The 21151-nt window shown below is 67.5% G+C and carries 17 protein-coding genes and 1 other RNA gene; 5 read left to right on the top strand and 13 right to left on the bottom strand.

Annotation, left to right across the window (positions count from 1 at the left end):
• Position 1: 1 nt before the first annotated feature.
• The 7 genes from mraY to mraZ are packed head-to-tail and all read right to left on the bottom strand — an operon-like array spanning position 2 to position 7497.
• A complete protein-coding gene (gene mraY, locus C1932_RS03405; RefSeq protein WP_108752178.1) occupies positions 2–1087 on the bottom strand; it encodes a phospho-N-acetylmuramoyl-pentapeptide-transferase in 1086 nt (361 codons plus the stop codon).
• On the bottom strand, positions 1077–2471 hold the full coding sequence (gene murF, locus C1932_RS03400; protein WP_108761241.1) for a UDP-N-acetylmuramoyl-tripeptide--D-alanyl-D-alanine ligase: 1395 nt from the start codon (positions 2469–2471) through the stop codon (positions 1077–1079). The genes mraY and murF overlap by 11 nt, the downstream gene beginning before the upstream one ends.
• Positions 2468–3967, bottom strand: a complete 1500-nt coding sequence (locus tag C1932_RS03395) for a UDP-N-acetylmuramoyl-L-alanyl-D-glutamate--2,6-diaminopimelate ligase (RefSeq protein WP_108761240.1) — start codon at positions 3965–3967, stop codon at positions 2468–2470. The genes murF and C1932_RS03395 overlap by 4 nt, the downstream gene beginning before the upstream one ends.
• Positions 3964–5811 (bottom strand): penicillin-binding protein 2, encoded by a 1848-nt coding sequence (locus C1932_RS03390; protein ID WP_108752175.1) that lies wholly within the window; start codon positions 5809–5811, stop codon positions 3964–3966. Before C1932_RS03390 ends, C1932_RS03395 begins: the two co-directional genes overlap by 4 nt.
• Positions 5808–6071: a cell division protein FtsL gene (gene ftsL / locus C1932_RS03385; RefSeq protein ID WP_108748523.1), complete on the bottom strand. Its 264-nt coding sequence runs from the start codon at positions 6069–6071 to the stop codon at positions 5808–5810. Before ftsL ends, C1932_RS03390 begins: the two co-directional genes overlap by 4 nt.
• Positions 6068–7036 carry a 16S rRNA (cytosine(1402)-N(4))-methyltransferase RsmH gene (gene rsmH / locus C1932_RS03380; protein WP_108752174.1) on the bottom strand — a complete coding sequence of 323 codons (969 nt, stop codon included), beginning with the start codon at positions 7034–7036 and terminating at the stop codon, positions 6068–6070. The genes ftsL and rsmH overlap by 4 nt, the downstream gene beginning before the upstream one ends.
• Before the next feature lie 14 nt (positions 7037–7050).
• Positions 7051–7497, bottom strand: a complete 447-nt coding sequence (gene mraZ / locus C1932_RS03375; protein ID WP_108761239.1) for a division/cell wall cluster transcriptional repressor MraZ — start codon at positions 7495–7497, stop codon at positions 7051–7053.
• Between the two features lie 323 nt (positions 7498–7820).
• On the opposite strand from mraZ, the gene C1932_RS03370 reads away from it, so the two are divergent.
• Entirely contained in the window at positions 7821–8597 is a 777-nt protein-coding gene (locus tag C1932_RS03370; protein WP_108761238.1) for an NRDE family protein, read from the top strand.
• A 135-nt stretch (positions 8598–8732) separates the two neighbouring features.
• Here the strand turns inward: C1932_RS03370 and rnpB are convergent.
• The 4 genes from rnpB to rsmI all read right to left on the bottom strand — a co-directional run bounded on the left by rnpB (position 8733) and on the right by rsmI (position 11374).
• Positions 8733–9084, bottom strand: an RNA gene (gene rnpB, locus C1932_RS03365) — RNase P RNA component class A.
• An 84-nt stretch (positions 9085–9168) separates the two neighbouring features.
• Positions 9169–9978 carry a PDZ domain-containing protein gene (locus C1932_RS03360; protein ID WP_159094496.1) on the bottom strand — a complete coding sequence of 270 codons (810 nt, stop codon included), beginning with the start codon at positions 9976–9978 and terminating at the stop codon, positions 9169–9171.
• A gap of 137 nt (positions 9979–10115) precedes the next feature.
• Positions 10116–10418: a DUF6058 family natural product biosynthesis protein gene (locus C1932_RS03355; RefSeq protein ID WP_108761236.1), complete on the bottom strand. Its 303-nt coding sequence runs from the start codon at positions 10416–10418 to the stop codon at positions 10116–10118.
• A gap of 137 nt (positions 10419–10555) precedes the next feature.
• Positions 10556–11374: a 16S rRNA (cytidine(1402)-2'-O)-methyltransferase gene (gene rsmI, locus C1932_RS03350; RefSeq protein WP_108761235.1), complete on the bottom strand. Its 819-nt coding sequence runs from the start codon at positions 11372–11374 to the stop codon at positions 10556–10558.
• An 81-nt stretch (positions 11375–11455) separates the two neighbouring features.
• On the opposite strand from rsmI, the gene C1932_RS03345 reads away from it, so the two are divergent.
• The 4 genes from C1932_RS03345 (at position 11456) to C1932_RS03330 (ending at position 15605) form a co-directional block, all read left to right on the top strand.
• Positions 11456–13177 (top strand): penicillin-binding protein activator, encoded by a 1722-nt coding sequence (locus C1932_RS03345; protein ID WP_108763342.1) that lies wholly within the window; start codon positions 11456–11458, stop codon positions 13175–13177.
• Positions 13167–13535 (top strand): YraN family protein, encoded by a 369-nt coding sequence (locus tag C1932_RS03340; protein WP_199912004.1) that lies wholly within the window; start codon positions 13167–13169, stop codon positions 13533–13535. Before C1932_RS03345 ends, C1932_RS03340 begins: the two co-directional genes overlap by 11 nt.
• A gap of 109 nt (positions 13536–13644) precedes the next feature.
• Positions 13645–14223 (top strand): metal-dependent hydrolase, encoded by a 579-nt coding sequence (locus C1932_RS03335; RefSeq protein ID WP_108761233.1) that lies wholly within the window; start codon positions 13645–13647, stop codon positions 14221–14223.
• Positions 14220–15605, top strand: a complete 1386-nt coding sequence (locus C1932_RS03330) for an FAD-linked oxidase C-terminal domain-containing protein (RefSeq protein WP_108761232.1) — start codon at positions 14220–14222, stop codon at positions 15603–15605. The genes C1932_RS03335 and C1932_RS03330 overlap by 4 nt, the downstream gene beginning before the upstream one ends.
• Before the next feature lie 100 nt (positions 15606–15705).
• On the opposite strand, the gene C1932_RS03325 is transcribed toward C1932_RS03330, so the two are convergent.
• The gene (locus C1932_RS03325) at positions 15706–17676 is read right to left on the bottom strand and encodes an acyltransferase family protein (protein WP_234412290.1); all 1971 of its coding nucleotides are present in this window, start codon (positions 17674–17676) and stop codon (positions 15706–15708) included.
• 241 nt (positions 17677–17917) lie between these two features.
• Positions 17918–21130, bottom strand: coding sequence for an autotransporter outer membrane beta-barrel domain-containing protein (locus tag C1932_RS03320; RefSeq protein WP_108761230.1), 3213 nt, complete (start codon positions 21128–21130; stop codon positions 17918–17920).
• Positions 21131–21151: the final 21 nt, after the last annotated feature.

The following is a 21151-nucleotide window of genomic DNA, read 5'->3' as shown; positions in this document are numbered from 1 at the left end:
CTCAGCGCACCTTCAACGTGGCCAGGCCGATCAGCACCAGCACCACCGAGATGATCCAGAAGCGCACGATCACGCGCGGTTCCGGCCAGCCCTTCAGTTCGAAGTGGTGGTGGATGGGCGCCATGCGGAACACGCGCTTGCCGGTCAGCTTGAACGAGGCGACCTGGATCATCACCGACAGCGTTTCGATGACGAACACGCCGCCCATGATCACCAGCACCAGTTCCTGGCGGGTGATCACTGCGATCGTGCCCAGCACCGCGCCCAGCGACAGCGCGCCGATGTCGCCCATGAAGACCATGGCCGGATAGGTGTTGAACCACAGGAAGCCCAGGCCCGCGCCGGCAATGGCCGCGCAGATGATGACCAGCTCACCGGCACCGGGAATCTGCGGGATCTGCAGGTAGTTGGCGAACACCACGTTGCCCGACGCATAGGCGAACACGCCCAGCGCGCAGGCCACCAGCACGGTGGGCATGATCGCCAGGCCGTCCAGGCCGTCGGTCAGGTTCACCGCGTTGGAGAAGCCGACGATCCAGAAGTAGGCGATGGCCACGAAGCCGATGCCGGCCAGCGGCAGCGCCACCGACTTGAACATCGGGATGTAGAAGGTCAGCGCCGCCGGCACGTCGGCGGTCTGGAACAGGAAGATGCCCGCAGCCAGGCCGAAGATCGACTGCAGCAGGTACTTCCAGCGCGACTTCAGACCGTTCGGATCGCGGCGCACGATCTTGATCCAGTCGTCGTACCAGCCGATGGCACCGAAGCACAGCATCACGGCCAGCACCAGCCACACGTAGCGGTTGCGCAGGTCGGCCCACATCAGCACCGACAGGGTGACGGTGAGCAGGATCAGCGAACCGCCCATGGTGGGCGTGCCGGCCTTGGAGAAGTGGGTCTGCGGGCCGTCGGTGCGGATCGGCTGGCCGCCCTTGAACTGGGCCAGCCGGCGGATCACCGCCGGGCCAAGCCACAGCGACAGGAACAGCGCCGTCAGCGCAGCCAGGATCGCGCGGAAGGTCTGGTAGTTGAACAGCCCGAACAGGCTCTCCAACTGCTGCAACCATCGAGCCAGTTCATACAACATGCGGGGATTCCTCTCCTTGCGCCAGCAGCGCTTTGACGATCAGGTCCATGGCACTGCCACGGGAACCCTTGACCAGGCAGCGCACACCAGCGTGCAACTCGTCCTGCAGCGCCTTCGACAGCGCATCATGGGTGGCGAAATGGCGGCCACCTTCACCGAAGGCAACCGCGGCGGCGGCGCTGAGCGGGCCCAGCGCGTACAGACGCTTCAGACCAGCCGCGCGGGCGCGCAGGCCGGCCTGCGCGTGCAGGGCCTCGGCATCGGGGCCCAGCTCGCGCATGTCACCCAACACCAGCCAACCCTCTTCCGGCGCGGCGGCCAGGGCGTCGATGGCCGCGGCCAGCGAACCGGGGTTGGCGTTGTAGCTGTCATCGACCAGCACCGCACCGCTGTGCAGGGTGTGGGCGATCTGGCGGCCCGGCACCGGCTGCGCGGCGGCCAGGCCGGCGGCCACCAGCTCCAGGCCGATGCCTGCACCCAGTGCCAGGCTGGCAGCGGCCAGCGCATTGCTGATGTTGTGGCGGCCCGGCAGACCCAGCACCACGCCCACCTCGCCCTGCGGCGACACCAGGGTGAACTGGCTGCCCTGCGCACCGGCACGGATATCGCGCGCGGTGACGTCGGCGCTGTGTTCCAGGCCATAGCGCAGCACCCGGCAACGGGCCGGGGTACCGATGAAATGCTGTTCGAACCAGCGGCCGTAGGCATCGTCGACGTTGATCACCGCCACGCCATCGGCCGGCAGTGCCGCATAGATCGCGCCCTTGGTGACCGCAACGCCGAGCAGGCTGCCCATGCGTTCCAGGTGCGCCGGTGCGATGTTGTTCACCAGCGCGTAGCGCGGGCGGGCGATGTCGGTCAGGTAGGCGATGTCGCCCGGCTTGCCGGCGCCCATCTCGTAGACGGCATAGTCGGCATCTTCCGGTGCATCGATCACCGCCAGCGGCAGGCCGATCTCGTTGTTGCGGTTGCCGGGGTTGGCGTACACCACCTTATGGGCGTGCGCGGCCACCTGCTGCAGGATCGACAGCAGCAGGCTCTTCACGCTGGTCTTGCCGTTGCTGCCGGTGATCGCGAACACCTCGGTGCCGCGGTCCCGCTGCATGCCGGCGGCGATCCTGGCCAGGGCCAGTTCGCTGTCGGCCACCAGCACCTGCGGCACGTCCAGCGGCAGCAGGCGCTCGACCAGCAGCGCACTGGCGCCGCGCGCGTGCGCGCCGGCGGCGAAGTCATGGCCGTCGAAACGCTCGCCGCGCAGGGCCACGTACAGGCTGCCCGCACCGAGGCTGCGGGTGTCATTGCTGACCGCGTCGATGGCCACGTCGTCGCCGTGGATCTCGCCACCGGCCCAGTGTGCGATCAGCGAAAGCAGGGTGCGCTTCATGCCGCGCCCTCCCCTGCCAGCACACCGGCCTTGGCGGCCAGCGCGGCCGCCGACACTTCGGTGTCATCGAAGTCGTGGCGCACGCCCTTCACTTCCTGGTAGGGCTCGTGGCCCTTGCCGGCGATCAGGATGATGTCGCCCGCGCCGGCGCGCTTCACCGCCAGACCAATCGCCCGCGCGCGGCTGCGCTGCACGGTCACGGCCGAGGCATCGGTGAAGCCTGCCAGGATGTCGGCCACGATCGCGTCGCCGTCTTCGCCACGCGGGTTGTCGTCGGTCACGATGACCTGGTTGGCCAGGCGCTCGGCAATGGCCGCCATCTGCGGGCGCTTGCCGGTATCGCGCTCGCCACCGCAGCCGAACACGCAGTACAGCGTGCCCTGCAGGTGGCCGTGCAGGCTGTCCAGCGCCTGTTCCAGCGCGTCGGGCGTGTGTGCGTAGTCGACCACCACGGTGGGCAGGCCGTTTTCGCCGCCCAGGCGGTTCATGCGGCCGCGGATCGGCTGCAACGCCGACAGCACGGCGGCGATACGCTGCAGCGGCTGGCCCAGCGCATGCAGGCTGCCGGCCACGGCCAGCAGGTTGTCCACGTTGAAGCGCCCCAGCAGCGGCGACTGCACCGCAGCGCGCGCGCCGTCGATCACCAGCTCGAAGCCGATGCCGCGGCCATCCAGCTGCAGGGCCTCGGCACGCACGCGGGCGCCCTCGGCGCCACGCGAACTCAGACCAATGGGCTGCACACCGGCCGGCAGACCGGCAAACAACTGGCGACCGAACGCATCGTCCAGGTTCACCACCGCGGCCTTCAGGCCGGGGCGATGGAACAGGCGTGCCTTGGCCGCGCCGTAGCTGGCCATGTCACCGTGGTAATCCAGATGGTCACGGGTGAGGTTGGTGAACACCGCCACGTCGTAGTGCACCGCATCCACGCGGCCCTGGTCGAGCGCGTGCGAGCTCACTTCCATCGCCACGGCCTGCGCACCGTCGGCGCGCAGCTGCGCCAGCAGCGCATGCATCTGCAGCACCAGCGGGGTGGTGAAGCCGGTCGGTTCCACTGCGCCATAAAGACCGGCACCCAGGGTGCCGATACTTCCACTGGGCGTGCCGAGCAGGTGCCAGGCCTGGGCCAGCAGCTGCACGGTGGAGGTCTTGCCGTTGGTGCCGGTCACGCCCACCATGGTCATCGCGCGCGACGGCGCGCCATGGAACTGGTCGGCCATCGCGCCCAGGCGGGCACGCAGGCCGGGCACGGCGATGGCGTCGGCCGGCGCAGGCAGTTCGGCCGGAGCCGGCGGTTCAAACAGGATGGCGCTGGCGCCGGCGGCGCGCGCCTGCTCGACGAAGCCCAGGCCATGCGCACCGAAACCGGCAATCGCCACAAAGGCATTGCCGGGGCGCACGGCACGGCTGTCCAGCACCAGGCCGGTCAGAACGGGATCATTGCCCGCCAGGGCAACGTCGGGAAGCAACTGCGAAAGCAACATCGAAGGGCTCATTGCGTGCCTCCCGCGGGCGGGGCCGGCACATGGTTCTGCGCGCTGGGCAGCGCGGCGTCGAATTCGGCGGCGGCATCGGCCGGCAACGCGGTTTCAGCCGGCGGTGCCGGCAGGATGGACGCCGAATGGCCCATCTTTCCGGACTGCTGGGCGGCCAGCCACGACTGCAGGTCGTCCAGCGGCACATCCATCAGCCGCAGGGTGCCTTCCATCACGTTGTGGTACACCGGCGCCGAAACCAGACCGCCATAGAACTTGCCGCCCTGCGGGTCGTTGATGACGATGACGGTGGCAAAGCGCGGGTTGGTGGCCGGCACCACGCCGGCGAACAGCGAGTTGTAGTGGCCACGCTCATAGCCACCCGGGCCGGCCTTGCGCGCCGTACCGGTCTTGCCGGCCACGTGGTAGCCCAGCACCGCCGCCTGCTTGGCGCCGCCCTGGGTCACCACGGTTTCCATCATGGCCACCACTTCCTTGGCCACGGCCGGATCGATGATCTGCTTGCCTTCGTTGCGCTGGCCCTTCACGAAGGTCGGCGCGATCAGCTTGCCGCCGTTGGCCAGGGCCGAATAAGCCGTGGCGATCTGCAGCGGAGTGACATTCAGGCCGTAGCCGTAGGACATGGTGGTCTTGGACGTACCCGACCAGCGCGCCGGACGCAGCACCACGCCACCGGATTCACCGGGGAAACCACTGTGCGGCACCGAGCCGTAACCGAAGCTGCGGATCGAATCGTAGAAGGTCTGGTCGGGCAGCTTGGCCGCAACCTTGGCAGCGCCCACGTTCGAACTGCGGGTGATCACGCCGGTCACGTTGAGCACGCCGTTGTTGCGTGGCACGTCGCGGATGGTGAAGCGGCCCAGGGTCATGTAGCCCGGGTTGGTATCGATGATGGTGTCCTTGGTCACCACCCCGGCCTGCAGCGCCGTGGCAATGGTCAGCGGCTTCATCGTCGAGCCCGGCTCGACCAGGTCGGTCACGGCGCGGTTGCGGCGCGTGTCCGGCACCGCACCGTTCAGCGAATTCGGGTTGTAGGTGGGCAGGTTGACCATGGCCAGGATCTCGCCGGTGGCCACGTCCATGATCACCATCGAACCGCCGGCGGCCTTGTTGGCCACCAGTGCGTTGCGCAGTTCCTTGAAGGCCAGGTACTGGATGCGGCGATCGATGCTGAGGGTCAGGTCCTTGCCCGGCTCGGCGGCGCGCAGCAGATCGCTTTCCACCGTTTCGCCCTTGCGGTTGCGGATCACCCGCTTGGCGCCGGCCTTGCCGCGCAGCCATTCGTCGAAGGCCAGCTCCAGCCCTTCCTGGCCGCGGTCGTCGATGTTGGTGAAGCCCAGCACGTGCGCCATCGCTTCACCCTGCGGGTAGAAGCGGCGGAACTCGCGCTGCGCGGCCACGCCGGGAATCTTCAGCGCCACCACCTTCTCTGCCTCGTCCGGATTGATCCGGCGGCGCAGGTACATGAATTCCTTGTCCGACTTCTGCGACAGGCGGCTGCTCAGTTCGTCCACCGACATGCCCACGGCCTGGGCCAGCTCGGGAATGCGCTCGGGCGAGCGCAGCAGGTCCTGCGGGTTCACCCAGATAGAGGCGACCGGGGTGGACACCGCCAGCGGCTCGCCGTTGCGGTCGGTGATCATGCCGCGCGAGGTCTTGATCGGCAGCTCGCGCAGGTAACGTGCTTCGCCCTGGCGCTGGTAGAAATCGGCGTTGACGATCTGCACGTAGGCGGCGCGGCCGACCAGCGAGACCGAGCACAGGCCAAGCGCCAGGGCCACCCAGCGCAGGCGCTGGCGCAGGTTGAAGGCGTTGCGCGGGCGGTTGCGGCCGGTCTTGCTCATGGGCGCACCACCACCACGTCGGCAGCTTCAGGGAACTTCATGCCCAGCTTTTCGCGCGCGATGCGGTCCACCCGGTTGGCCTCGGCCAGGGTGGCCTGTTCCAGCTGCAGGCGGCCGAATTCCAGGTTGATGTCATCGCGCGTGCGCTCGGCGCGCGACAGCTCGATGAACGTCTGCCGGTGACGGTGACGCACGAACACGACGCCGATCGCCGAGGCCACGGTGCAGGCCAACAGGATGATCAGCAGCAGCCGGCTCATGCATCGGCCTCCCGCTTCTGGGCCACGCGCAGCACGGCGCTGCGGGCACGCGGGTTGGCGGCCAGCTCTTCGTCGGTGGCCTTGATGGCGCCGCCGATCAGATCCAGGGTCGGCACGAACACTTCTGCTTCGGGCAGGCGGCGGTTGGCCGGCGGCGCCTTGGCCAGGCGGTTCATGTACTGCTTGACGATGCGATCTTCCAGCGAATGGAAGCTGATCACCGCCAGGCGACCACCGGGCTTGAGCCGTTCCACGGCCGCGTCCAGGCCGGCTTCCAGATCGGCCAGCTCGCGGTTGATGTGGATGCGGATGGCCTGGAAGCTGCGCGTGGCCGGGTGGATCTTGTCCTTGCCACGCGGCATCACCGAGGCGATCAGCTCGGCCAGTTCCGCGGTGCGGGTGAACGGCTGCTTCTCGCGGCGGGCCACGATGGCACGGGCGATGCGGCGGCTCTGCCGCTCTTCGCCGTAGGTCCACAGTACGTCGGCGATCTCGCGATCTTCCACGCGGTTGAGCCACTGCGCGGCGCTTTCACCGCTGTCCGGGTCCATGCGCATGTCCAGCGGACCGTCCTTGCCGAAGCTGAAACCGCGTTCGGCCACGTCCAGCTGCGGCGAGGACACGCCCAGGTCGAACAGCACGCCGTCCAGGCCTTCGGCCGTCTCGTTCCACTGCAGCAGCTGGGCGAAGCTGCCGCGGAAGATGGACACGCGCGGGTCCGGCGCGAAATCGCGCTCGGCAACGGCAATGGCTTCCGGATCCTTGTCCATGACCAGCAGGCGCCCCTCGGGACCGAGCTGGGTAAGCACGCCACGTGCATGACCGCCACGACCGAACGTGCCATCCAGATAACGTCCGTTTTCGATCACCCTCAGGCCTTCGATGACCTGGGTGTACAGGACCGGCAGGTGCACCGCCGGCGACTGCGACACCGGAAGGTGACCGGTCTGCGCTTCTGGGCGCATCCGGGCACCCCGGCTCACAACTTCAGGTCGAGAAGCCCATCGCCCAGATCCTCGTCAGACAATGTCTGCTGGATCAGGGCCCGATGCGCCTGCTCGCTCCACAATTCAAACTTGTCGCCCATACCGAGCAATACCGCCTTCTTTTCAATGCCCACCGCACCGCGGTGGCTGGCGGGAATGCTGATTCGACCGTTGCCGTCCAGCTCAAGGTGGGCGGCCGAGCCGACCAGCTTCTGCTGCAACAGGCGCACGACGCGCTGGGTGTTGGGCTTGGACATCACATCGTCGCGGACCCGTTCCCATTCCGACTCTGCATACAGCCACAGGCAGCCGGCTTCGAACGGGTTGTAGGTCAGGACAAGACAGTTGTTGCTGGCACGCGCGACCAGGTCGCGGTAGGCGGTGGGAACCGCCATGCGTCCTTTGTCGTCAACTGTGATGGCCGTCTCGCCCTGGAACACGACGCGTGCACCTATCCTTCGCCCGGTGAAACATTGAACCACGAAAACCCACAAAACACCCGGATTTCCCTCTGATGCCCACCTTAGCAGCGGGCCAAGGGTTGTCAACAACTTTTCAGCGGGGAAATCGCCTGCCGCATCAATGGCTTGCAGTAATGTTTAGAGAATTGTTCAAGGCTTATCCACAAGTTGCTGATCCGTCTCAATTTTTGAGATTGAACCGAAGTTCAGGGGCGTGTAGAGGGCGTGAAACATCGGCCGCGCATTCATCCAGTTCGCGCTGAAAGCGGCGCCGCACTGCGCAAACCGGGCACAATGACGCCATGTGCCTGCTTGCTCTTGGCTGGCTTCAGCACCCGCGCTGGCGGTTGGTGATGGTCGGCAACCGCGATGAGTTCCACGCCCGCCCCACGGCGGCGCTGGCCCCCTGGGAAAACGAACCGGCGATCATCGGCGGGCGCGACCTGCGCTCGGGTGGTGGCTGGGCCGGGGTGGGCACCGCAGGCCGCATGGCGGTGGTCACCAACGTGCGCGACCCGCTGGCCGCACAGAGTGGGCCGTCGCGTGGTGCACTGGTGGCCGATTTCCTGCGCGGGCGCGATGCCGCCGGCGCGCACATGGACCGCCTGGCCGCGGTGGCCGGCGCCTACGCCCCGTTCAACCTGCTGCTGGCCGATGGCGACACTTTGGAGTACCTGGGCAACCACCCCGCCGAACGGCAGACGCTGGACCCGGGCGTGCACGGCATGTCCAACGGCGCGCTGGACGCCCCCTGGCCGAAGACCCGCCGGCTGATGACCGCCCTCTCGGCCTGGCTGGAAGAAGAAGGGGTCGGATCCCTTTCGCAAGGCGAAAGGGCTCTGACCCCGCTATGGGATGCATTGGCCGACGAACATCGCCCGGCCGACAGCGACCTGCCCGACACCGGCATCGGCCTGGAGCGCGAACGCTGGCTCAGCCCCGCCTTCATCCGCGGCGACGACTACGGCACCCGCGCCAGCACCGTGCTGCTGATCGACCACGATGGCCACGGCCAGATGCACGAGCGCCGCTTCGGCGCGCAGGGCATGTTCCTGGGCGAAAGCCACGTCACATTCTAGGTAGAGTCGAGCTTGCTCGACTGTCCTTACGTGTCGCAATGCAGTCGAGCAAGCTCGACTCTACGCACGAGCGGCCCCATGCGTGGGCGAGCCTGATAGATCCACGCCATGCGTGGATGGGCCACTCGAAAAAGGAGGCGGAGCCGGCCGATAAGCCGGGTTCTGTCGTGGACAGTCATTCCTCTAGGCGTTACGTCACCGCAACGCTCAAGCAACCTACCCGGATCCAACGCGGGCCGCGCCAAAGGATCCCTATTTGGTCTTGCTCCAGGTGGGGTTTGCCGTGCCGGTCTGTTACCAGACTCGCGGTGCGCTCTTACCGCACCATTTCACCCTTACCGGCCTTCCGAAGAAGACGTAGGCGGTATCTTTCTGTTGCACTTTCCGTCGGCTTGCGCCGCCCAGGCGTTACCTGGCACCTTGCCCTATGGAGCCCGGACTTTCCTCGGCACCCCCGAAGGGATGACGCGACTGTCTGGCCGACTCCGCCAGCGCACATTCTAGCTTACGCGCGGCCTTCCTGCCCGGTTGATCGCGGCACGCGACGTGTTCCTCCACGCATGGCGTGGATCTACCGGTCCTTCTCCTGCGCCATCACCGCTGCACGCGACTCCAACTCAACCACCACCGTCAGTTCGCGCGCCTGTGGCTGCGAACCGTTCCACTCCGTACGCCGCACGCGCACGTCCACACGGTCGCCCGGCGCATGGGATTTCAACGCCTGGCCGACACCGAACACGGTTTTCACCCGGGTGCCTGCCACCGCCAACACTTCATCGCCCATGCGCAGGCCCGCCCGGCGGGCCGGGCCTGGGCCAGGCTCGGACTCGATCAAGGCCGGCCCCCCCATCTGAACGCCGAGGACCGGACGCAGCGCATCGCTGCGCGTCTCCCCTTCCCCGGCCTTCTCGCGCGCCAGCTCGGCGGCGCCCAGCAGGGCATCGTCCAGCGCCGCATCGAAGTAGGGCGCGTTGTCCACGAACCCGGCACATTCCCATGGCGTACGCTCAGGCACCCGCGTGCGCGCCGCGCGCAGGGCCTGCTGCAGCTCGCGCCACTGCGCCGCACTGACATGGCGCTGCTGGCTGTGCACCAACTGCTGGTAGGCCGCCTCGATCTGCACGCGGTTGCCGGGGGCGCCATGCAGACACGCGTCGTAGTTCTCCAGCGCGTCGCGCGCCATACGGTAGGTCAGGTACCTGCCGTAATGGCCGGCCGACTGAAGCCGCTTGAATTCCACCAGCCCCGGATCGAACAGCGCGTAGCCGACGTACTCCGGGCCGAGGTCCGCTTCGCTCATGGGCTCACTGTCACCTCCTGCGGCGGCTTGGGCGGGCGCGCCAGCCAGCGCCAATAGCAGTGGCAGTGTGGTGGCCAACATGTTCCTTTCCTTCATGAAGGGAATTGCGGGGCGTCTGCCCGTTTCGCCCCATCATTCCGCAGATCGGCCCGCGTTCCAATACACGCCCCGGGAATGCGCTGCGCAGCGGTGCACGCCACTCAGGACGGCGTGCGCAGCTACCGACGGAGATCATCCACCAATCGCTTTCGACTGCTGCGATCGTACTCGGCAGGCGAGAATGGCATCGACGCCTGAGCGTACGCGTCGATCAGTGCCAACAGCGCGTGCTTGTAGATACGTGCGTCCAGAGCCGTGCGTTCATCACTGAGGAGTGCGAGCAGTTGTTCCTGCAGCAGTTCCGTTCTGGCAATACCGGCACCGGTGGACGGGTCGGCGACACACAGGCCGAAGGTGCCGTTGAAGAAGTGCGGGAGCAGCAGTTCGGCCTTTTCGCGCGCCCTGTCAGCACCTCCACGCATGAACCTCGTTCCGCAGGACGCCCGATGATGCCCGGCGCTGCGGGGCTCTGATGACCTGACGCCGATCGGGCATTGATGCTGATCGCGACATCCTTGCATTCCCGCCGCGCTACGCGCTCGCCGGGCATGGCCCGGCGCTACCGGCCGTACAACGCCTTGCGCGGGGCACCGGTCAGCTCGGCGGCCAGCTTGGCGGCGGTGGACGGCGGCAGGTAGTCGCTCAGCTTGGCGTAGACCCGGCGGCCCTCGGCCAGCTTGGCCTCTTCATCGTCGCCGGCGCCCTGCACCATCACCACGAACTCACCCTTGCGCTGGTTGTCGTCGGCTTCCACCTGGGCCAGCAGGCTGGCCAGATCGCCATCAAGCACGGTTTCGAACAGCTTGGTCAGCTCACGCGCCAGCACCGCCGGGCGCTCGCCGCCAAAGATCGCGGCCATGTCGGCCAGCGATTCGGCAATGCGGTGCGAGGATTCATAGAACACCATCGTGCGCACTTCACCGGCCAGTGCCTGCAGGCGGTCACGGCGGCCGCTGGCCTTGGCCGGCAGGAAGCCCTCGAAACTGAAGCGGTCGCTGGGCAGGCCGGCCACACTGAGCGCGGCAATGGCGGCGCAGGCCCCCGGAATGGGGCTGACCTTGATACCGGCCGCGCGGGCCGCACGCACCAGGCGGAAGCCCGGGTCGCTGACCAGCGGGGTGCCGGCATCGCTCACCAGTGCCAGCGATTCGCCGGCCTGCAGCCGCGACACCAGGCGCTGCGCCAGGGCCTCTTCATTGTGTTCGTGAAGGGCCACCAGCGGCTGCTGGATGCCAAAATGGGACAGCAGCTGGCCGCTGCGGCGGGTGTCTTCGGCACAGATGGCCGCCACCGAGCGCAGCACCTCCTGCGCGCGCGGGCTCAGATCGGCCAGGTTGCCGATCGGCGTGGCGACGACATACAGGGTTGGCACACTCATTTCAGCGGTACTCACGGGGCAAGGGTAGAATCGTAGCGTGTACCTGGCCAAGGCCGCTGCCCTCATCGCATGGACCCGATCATGAACAAGCCCGCCGCACGGATCTCCGCCCTGTCGCTCTCGCTGATGCTGCTGGCCGGTTGTGCCACCACCAGCCTGACCAGCGCCCCTGAGTCGCCGGCCCAGAGCCAGGCGCTGGCGCTGATTGAACAGGGCAAACCGCGCGACGCCGCCCTGCAGCTGGAAGCGCAGGCCGCGACCCTGCGCGGCACCGCCCGCAGCAATACCCTGGCCGACGCGGCCTGGGCCTGGCACCTGGCCGGTGACAGCGCCCGCGCGCGCAGCCTGCTGGGCCAGCTGACCGCCCGCCAGCTGAGCGGTGCCAGCCTGCAGCGCTACCAGCTGACCAGCGCCGAGCTGGCACTGGCCGACAAGCAGCCGGCGCAGGCCTTGGCCCTGCTGAAGGAGCACGGCGACAACGTGCACCCCAGCCTGCGCACCCGCTGGTACCTGGCCCGCGCCAGCGCCCTGCAGGCCAGCGGTGACAGCTTCGCCGCCGCCACCGAGCGTGCCCGCGCCCATGCCGGCCTGACCGGCACCGCCCGCAACGAAAACCAGTCCGCGATCGCCGGCCTGCTGGGCACGCTGGACGATGCCACCCTGCGCAGCCGCGCTGCCGCGCTGCCGGCCAACGACCCGCTGTACAACTTCGCCGGCCGCGCCCTGATTGCCCGCGGCCTGCCGCTGCCGCGCCCGTTCGACCGCGACGGCGCGGCCCAGTTCGACACCAGCAAGCGTCCGCCGGCCATGAGCGATGGCTACCGCCCGCCGGCGAAGATGGCCGTGCTGCTGCCGCTCAGCGGCCGCCTGGCCACCGCGGCACAGCCTGTGCGTGATGGCCTGCTGGCCGCGTACTACGGTGAAAGCCGGCGCCGCCCGGAGATCAACTTCTTCGATACCGCCGGCACCCCGGCCGGCGCCCTGGCGGCCTATGACAAGGCGGTCGCCTCGGGCGTCGACTTCGTGGTCGGCCCGCTGGGTCGCGACGAGGTGGACGCGGTGTACGGTCGCGCGCAGCTGCCGGTGCCGGTGCTGGGCCTGAACCGCGGCAAGGATGCGCCGCCGGCCGGCAGCGCCGGGTTCTCGCTGGCGCCGGAAGACGACGGCATCGTCGCCGCCGAATACCTGCGCGGCCGCGAGCGCAGCAAGGCGCTGGTGATCAACAGCAGTGACGACACCGGCCGCCGCGCCGCGGCTGCATTCGCGCAGCGCTTTGCCCAGCGCGGTGGCACGGTTGCTGCCACCGTCAGCATCAGCGACGCGGTGGGCGATGTGGGCGCACAGGTCCGCAACGCGGGCCAGGTCGATGCCGTGTTCCTGGCCGTGCGTGCGCCGCAGGCCCGCCTGCTGGCCCCGCAGCTGGCCCTGGCCGGTGCCGGCGGTGCCACCCGCGTGGGCACCTCGCAGCTGACCACCGGCAGCGGCAAGGTGGAAGAAGACGTGGCGCTGGACGGCATCATCTACCCCAACGAAGCCTGGAACGTGCGCAGCGTGTCCGGCCTGCCTTCGGCCGCCCAGGTGGCGCAGACCCTGCCCAGCGCGCGCGGTGCAGCCAGCCGTCTGTTCGCCTTCGGCGCCGATGCCTGGAAGATCAGCGCCTATCTGGAAAAACTGTCCAACGAAGGCGGCCTGGACGGCGCTACCGGCACGCTGTATCTGGACAGCAACGGCAACATCCTGCGCCAGCCGGCGTGGTCCACCTTCAGCGGTGGCCGCCCGATGCCGATTGCCGGTGGTCGCTGAGCACCTGCAACGGGGCTCGGCGGTGGAAGCCGCCGCCGAGCTGCACCTGCAACAGGCCGGCCTGCAGCGGCGCGCACGCAATGTGCGCTACCGCGGCGGCGAACTGGACCTGGTGATGGAGGACGCCGGCACCGTGGTGTTCGTGGAAGTGCGCTACCGCGCGCGATCGGACTTCGGTAGCGGTGCTGCTTCCATCGACGCACGCAAATGCCGCCGCCTGGCCCATGCCGCGCAGCTCTACCTGCAGGACCATCCTACCCTGGCCAACGCGCCTTGCCGCTTTGATGTGGTGGAAGCTACGGGCGAACCGCCGCAGCTGTCTTGGCTGCGCGACGCCTTCCGGTTGGATGATTGCTGATGGATACCTTCGCTTCGATGGACGCCGACCTTGGTCGGCGCTTCTGTGCCAACCAAGGTTGGCACCTACCCGAGCGCAGCCTGTCCGGCACGACCATGGTGCGTGACTGATGCCTTCGATCATGACCCACGCCGCCGTGCCGCTGGCGCTATGGTGCGCGGCTGATCGCGGCCGCATACCAGCGTGGCTGCTGGCTGCGGGTGTGATGGCGGCGATGTTGCCCGATGCCGATGTACTGGCGTTCGCTTTGCACATCCCCTACGCCGATGCGTTCGGGCATCGCGGGGCCAGCCATTCGTTGTTGTTTGCCGGGGTGTTGGCGATGTTGGCGGCGGTGTGGTGCGTCGTGTGCCAACCAAGGTTGGCACCTACCCAGCGAGGGCCAACGTTGGTATCCACCGTGCAGGCGATGGCGTTCGTCTTCGTCTGCGCGGCCAGCCATCCCCTGCTTGATGCGATGACCTCCGGCGGCCTGGGCGTTGCCCTGGCCTGGCCGTGGAGCGAGCACCGCTTCTTCGCGCCCTGGCGGCCGATCCGCGTGTCGCCCTTCGCGCCGCAGTTCTTCAGCGCACGTGGCCTGGCCACGCTGTTGTCGGAACTGCGCTGGGTGTGGCTGCCGCTGGCCGGCGCCGTTGTTGCCTGGAAACTGATCCAACCTGCCCCTGCTGTCCCGCGAGATCCGTCATGAGTACTGCCCTGCCCGCTGCCCTGGTTGCCGAACTGTCTGCCCTGCTGGGCACCGAGGGCTGGCGCATGGATGACAACGCGCTGGAAGCGAACGCGCAGGACAATTCCTGGCGCCGCCAGCGCCCAGCGGCCGTTGCACTGCCGGCCGATATAGAACAGGTACAGGCGCTGGTGCACGCCTGCCGTTCGCATGGCGTGGCACTGGTCGCGCGCGGCGCCGGCACCGGCACCACCGGCGCAGCGGTGCCGTCGCCGGGCAGCATTGTGCTGTCGTTCACCCGCATGGACCGCATTGTCGAGATCCGTGCCGGTGACCGCTGCGCGGTGGTGCAGCCGGGCGTGCTCAATGGAACGCTTCAGCAGGCGCTGGCGCCGCACGGCCTGTTCTGGGCGCCGGACCCGTCCAGCGCCGAGATCTGCAGCGTGGGCGGCAACCTGGCCTGCAATGCCGGTGGCCCGCGCGCGGTGAAGTACGGCACCAGCCGCGACAATGTGCTGGGCCTGGTCGCGGTCACCGGCACCGGCGAGGTGATTCGCTGCGGTGGTGCCTACACCAAGGATTCCACCGGCTACGACCTCACCCACCTGCTGGTGGGCAGCGAAGGGACGCTGGCGCTGATCGTGGAAGCCACCCTGAAACTGACCCCGCTGCCGGTCAGCCAGGCTGGACTGCGCGTGCTGTACCGCGATGCCGATGCCGCCGCAGCGGCCGTGTCGCGGTTGATGTCGCAGCCGGTAGTGCCCACGCGCCTGGAATTCATGGATGCGCGTAGCCTGGAGCTGCTGCGCCTCAACGGTGCCGAGGTACCCGAGGCCGGCGCGATGCTGCTGGTGGAAGCCGACGGTGACCACGACACGCTGCCCTATCTGCTGCAGGCACTGGCCAGCGCCGCCGAAGGCGCCGGCATGATCGAGCTGGACGTGGCAATGGAGGGCCGCGCGCGTGACCAGCTGTGGGCGGCACGCAAGGCGTTGTCGCCCGCACTGCGCACCGTCGCGCCCGGCAAGATCAATGAAGACGTGGTGGTGCCGGTATCGCGCATTCCGGAGCTGGTAGCTGGCGTGCAGGCGCTGGCGCGCGAGTACACGCTGACCATCGTCACCTTCGGCCATGCCGGCAACGGCAACCTGCACGTCAATATCCTCTATCACCCGGATGATGGAGACGAGAACGCACGCGCACATGCCGCGCTGCCGAAGATCTTCGAACTGACGCTGGCGCTGGGCGGTACGCTGTCGGGTGAACATGGCATTGGATTGGCCAAGCGCGATTTCATGGCGCAGGCATTCAGCCCGGCCACGTTGGCAACGATGCGCGCGATCAAGGCCGCGCTGGACCCGGATGGGATTCTCAACCCGGGCAAGGTACTGCCGCCGACGTAATGCGTGATTGATCGGGGTCGGATCCCATCGCAACGGCGATGGGCTCTGACCCCATCATCTATGCAAAACCAGCCGAGCATGGCTCGGCTCTACAGAAAGATCAGTCGAGCAAGCTCGACTCTACGGTGTCGATCAGCAGCTGGCGGAAATGCGGCAGCAGCACGCGGTTGCCGTGCCCGCTCAGGTGGTCGTTGTCGAAGAAGAGGGGTTGGCCATCCTCCACTGATGAGCAGACGTCGGGACCGCACAACAGTGGCAGCGGGTCCCACACCGTCAGTGATGGATAGCGCGCTGCCAGCTCAGCCAGCAACGCCATCTGCGGCGCACGCAACCTCTCCAGATCGGCGCGCGACATGCTCAGACCACCGGCACAGGCCGGATTGTGGCGGTTGAACCAGTCCGAGCAACGATAAGCACCGGCCCTGAACAGCGGCAGCGGTGCGTCGATCACGACGTGCACTCCCAGCTTCTGCAGACGTCCCACCACGCGCTCAGCCTCATCGCGTGCCGCCTGCGCATGGGCCGGGGTACGCTCGGCAAGCAATTGACGATGGATCTGCTGCGCATCCTGCCGCTGCCAATCGAATCCGCGTAGCTCCGGCATGCGCAAGGCCGCCAGCAGCACGACGTCACCCGGGCGCGCCTCGCGATCGATGGTCGACAACGCGTCTTCAATGAAACCCTGGCAATCGGCTGGGCTCGCACGCAGCAGGTTGACGAAGCTGCAGCCGCCACGATCCTGCTGGCGCAGGTCCATGCCGGTCTGTCGCGCGACCATGCTGGTCATGGTGCGATACGCCGCTGCGTGCGAATCACCCACCACGAACAGTCGCCGCCCTTCCAGAGCAGGTGCACTCACCGGCTCCAGCGGGCGCCACGCCGGGTAGCGGCGCGCCTGCCACGCATAGCCATCGCGGGTAACACTGAGCGAGAGCTGCTCGTGGTATTCCACCGTGGCCCAGGCGCCTGCGCTGCATAGCGCGACCACTGGCAGCGCCATCGCCAGCACCTTGGCCGGTGCCAGGCGCAGCAGTGGTGCCGAGCTGCGCAGCGGACGCTCGATGAAGTGGTAGGAAGCGGCGGATACCGCCAGCAGCACCACCGGGTACAACCACAGTGCCGCGCCCTGCAGACCGTAGGTCCAGCGCAGCAGCACCAGCAGCGGCCAATGCCACAGATACAGCGAGTAAGACAGGCGCCCCAGGTAGGCGAGCGGTGCCCAGCCCAGCGCGCGAGCGATGCGCGATGTACCCGGTGTCGACACACACGCCAACAGCAGCAGGGTACCGGCCACCGTGGCCAGCACGCCCGGCACCGGCATCGCCAGCCCAGGCGCAATCACCACGCCTGCGGCCAGCAGCGCCAGACCCGCCACGGCAACCGCATCACCGCTCTGGCCCGGCGTACGCGTACGCATCCACTGGTACAACAGCGCCCCCGCGGCCAGCTCCCAGAACCGCGCAGGCAGCAGGTAAAACGCTGCCGCTGGTGCCGTGTGGGCCTGCCAGCCTGCCCACGCCAGCGACAGCACGGTGAGCACCGGCAACAACCAGCGCGCCCCCGGCCAGCGCTCACGCCCACGCAGCCACACGAAGAACAGCAGCGGGAAGACCAGATAGAACTGCTCCTCCACGCCCAGCGTCCACGTGTGCAGGAACGGATTGAGTTCGGCGCCGGGTGAGAAGTAATCGTCCTGCTGGCCGGCCAGCACGATGTTGCTGAAGCCAACCAGCGCGGCCCAACCGGTCTGGTCGAACTGTTCATTGCGCCAGGCGCGCGGAATGAACAGCGCCGACAGTACGAAGGTGACCACCAGCATCACCAGCAGCGCCGGCAGCAGGCGCAGCACGCGGCGCCGATAGAAATCGAGCAGCAGCGCTCCCTGTGATGCATTCGCGCGTGCGGCCAGCGACTGGCTGATCACGAAGCCGGAAACCACGAAGAACAGATCCACACCGGTGAAGCCGCCAGGCAGCCAGGTTGCGTTGGCGTGGAAAATCACGACAGCCAGAACCGCCAACGCTCGCAAGCCATCGATGGCGGCGGTGCGGGAATGTTCGGGAGGGGACATGCGGGCACCCGGCAGAAGACAGGGCGGCAGCATGGACACTGTTTACGCTGTCACTCAATGGCCAATCGCGACAGGCATCGACAGGGTTCAGGAAAGGTCCCGGCTCAACGCAGCTGCCGAGCCGGGCACGGCGGCCTTTCCTCAAGGACACGATGCGCCGAGCATCGTTTCGGCTACGCAGCAGCCGCTGGCGGTCGGATCCCAGTGCCGTGGCAATGGGATCCGACCCCACCATCCCTGCTTACCAGCCCAGGCGCATACCCACCTGACCGCTTGCATCGCGGTAGCCGCGGTCACCGCGCTCCACGCTCAGGCCACCCCACGCGCGCAGGCGCTGGCTGATCTTCAGCTCGGCACCGGCCTGCACTTCATAGCGGTTGCGCGGCACGTCCGCACCCAGCCTGTCACCATTGAACTGCAACGCGTTGGTACCGCCGCCACGCAGCCAGTTCACGCCCACATACGGCTGCACCACCGTGCCTGCGCGCTGGCCGAACGCGCGCACACCCACGCGCCCGGCCAGCCCGCCTGCCTCTGCGCCATCAACCACCGTGCCATTGCTTTCCACGTGCCGATCGGCGTCGTAGTCGCTGTAGGTCAGTTGCAGTTGTGGCTGCAGGTACATATTGCCGGAAGCGCCCTGCCACACGTTGAACGTGTAGCCGCCTTCCAGCGAGCCAGTGCGCGTGCGCGCGCTGTAGCGCTCCCGCTCAAGCCCCACGCCCTGCACACGGTTGTCGAAGCGGCCGTACTGCGCGGTCGCATCCACATAGGCACCGCCGGTTCCTTCTGCATCCTGCATCCAGGTGCCGTACACGCCCAACGCCATGCCGCGCACGCGCCCCTTGGCGCTGTAACCGGTCAGGCGCGAGACCACGGTGTTGTCAGCACGGCCGCTGCCCAGCATCACACCGAAGGCAGCGTTGCCCCGCCGCAGCACGTCGCTGCCGATCTGCAGTACCGAGGTGTTGCCATCGACCGACAGCTGGCTGCCCACGGCAGTAAAGTCGGCATTGCTGCGGGCGACCCGAGCCCAGGCGGCGCGATCATCCTCCAACGCAATCGCGCCCATGCGGTCGCCCAGGCGGTGCGCGAACATGTTCACCGCAGCGGACTGATTGGCCAGATAGGCACCCGCTTCCGGGCGCAGTACCGGCGGCGGCAGGATCGGATCGACGATGCCGCCCCCATCTTCGCCCTCACCATCGTCGATGGGGTCCGGGCCGGGATCTACCACACACCCCGGGGCACCTGGGTCGTCCTTGCAGAGGTCGAACCACTGCGAACGCAGGTACCAGTTCCCGTCCGTGGGGTCGCTCAATCCTCCCTGGAACAAGAAGTACTCGTATGAACCACCCACCGCGCGACCGGCCAGCGTATAGGCTGCCAGCGAAGCGCCATCCACCTCGATCAACTGGATACCGTCAGCGGTGGGGGCACCCACACCGCCGATGTTCTTCACCGCGATGCTTGCATCGCCCGAGGTATCACCACGCACGTGCAGGCGGTCGATGGCCGAATCATCGCCGGCCAGCGCGCCTTGGAACAGGTAAGTGGCACCCGCGCTATGCAGGTCGCCGTCCACGGTGAGTGTGTTGAAGGTGCCACTGCCGTCGGACAGTGCAACCGCACTGTCCCGCACCTGCAGATCACCCACCGTGGCATCACCGGTCAATGTCCATTGGCTGCCAGCTTCAAGCGAAAGCGTCTGCACCAGGTCGGAAGACCCCTGCCACAGCGCGCCGTCCGACAGGCGCACGTGCACCTCGGACTGCGGCACCAAGCCGGCGTCTTCATCCTCGGGGGTGATGACAATATCGCCGTGCAGCTGCGAGCCACCTTCCAGCGCCACATCGAAGCGGCCGGCAACGGTTGCATCCAGCGCCAGGCCAATGCCATTGCCGCCGGACACCACCGCGCCGTTGCTCAACGTCAGTGCTGGATCGCGGCTGCTGCGCCACCAGATGCCACCGTGCTGTGCACTCACCAGCGAGCCACCGTCGATGCTCATGCGGCCGTTGTCGTTGATCACCGCAGCCCACGCACCTTCACCTTCAGTACGCACTTGGGTATTGGTCAGCGTCATTTCGCCCGTGCCGCCGGACAGCACGCCATGCGAACTGAGGCCGGTGGTGCGCACCACGCTGTCGGCAAGATGCACCGTGCCGCCAAGGCGCGCGATCGCACCGATGGCGCCATTGCCTTCGGTAAGAATGTCGATCGTGTTGCCATTCGCAACCGCTGAACCGCCTTCCGCATAAAGCCCATGACCGTTCTGACCGAACGTCCGCAGCCGGCTGCCACTCACCCGCGCGTTGCCTCCCAGCACCGAAATAGCCTGCCAATAGGTGCCATCGGCCGTGATGGTCGATCCATCCACCATCAGATCGCCATTCATCACGCGAATGCCAATGCCATTGCGAGTGGTGATGAACGAATCGGTCACACGCGCCACCACATCACGCTGGTTCATGTCGATGCCGGTCGACATGCTGTCGAGCCAGCTGCCGTGCAGGGTGAGGTCCGCGCCTTCGGTCATATGGATGCCGAAGTGACCGGACAGCTCCACTCCATCCAAGCGCAGCACGCCGCCGCCACCAGTGGCGAAGCTGACCGCGGACGCGTGGTCACCCCGTGCATGCACGCTGCCTCCGCGCATCTCAAGCTCACCGCCGACGAACAGCCCCGTGCCAGATCGTTCGTGGGACAGATCGATGTCCACATCTTCCAGCACCGCCCTGCTGCCCAGCCCTACCAGCACGCCCGATGAGCCGGCGCCGCTCCCGTCGATCCGCGCCGAGCGCAGCGTGACATCGCTACCACCTTGCGCCCACACGCCATGACCGGCCCCCGCCACTGCGATATGCAGACGCTCGGCCAACAAAGTTCCATCTCTCGCGTCCAGCCCATTGGACTGGTCGCCAAGAGTCTCGATCGCGCTGTCGCGCACCACTGCCTGCCCCTGCTGCACGCTGATGCCATGGGCCAACCCGCCACGGGTAGTGATCTGCACGTTATCCAGCGAAAGCGCACCGGACAGTACTTCGGCCCCCGACGCGGCCGTGCCGCGCGTCTCGATATGCGTCCCACTGGCCTGCACGTGGCCGCCATTGGCGGCGGAAAGGCCGGCGGCACCATAGCCAGAGGTCAGGACACCGCCCGCCTGCAATTGGATACGGCTTCCTGCACCCTCGGCGCGCGCGGCGGCAGCTCGCTGCCCTTCGGTAATCAGATTGACCGTTCCGGTTGGAATGAGGGTGCCGCCGTTGATGGCAAGGAATGCATGCCCGGCCGGATTACCCGGCTCCACCGGATCAGTAGTGCGGTAGTCACCCGCCGCCGGGTTCTGTTCGTCGCCATCGGCGATGACCTGCTGTGCCATGGCGACCGACGGCGCCAGAGCGGCAGACAAGCCCACGGCAAGCAGATGGGGGCGAAGAAGTACGGGACGCATGCGGGGACGCTCCAATGGAAG

Source organism: Stenotrophomonas sp. YAU14D1_LEIMI4_1 (assembly GCF_003086815.1).
Classification (GTDB): Bacteria; Pseudomonadota; Gammaproteobacteria; order Xanthomonadales; family Xanthomonadaceae; genus Stenotrophomonas.
This window is presented reverse-complemented; position numbering and strand designations above follow the sequence as displayed.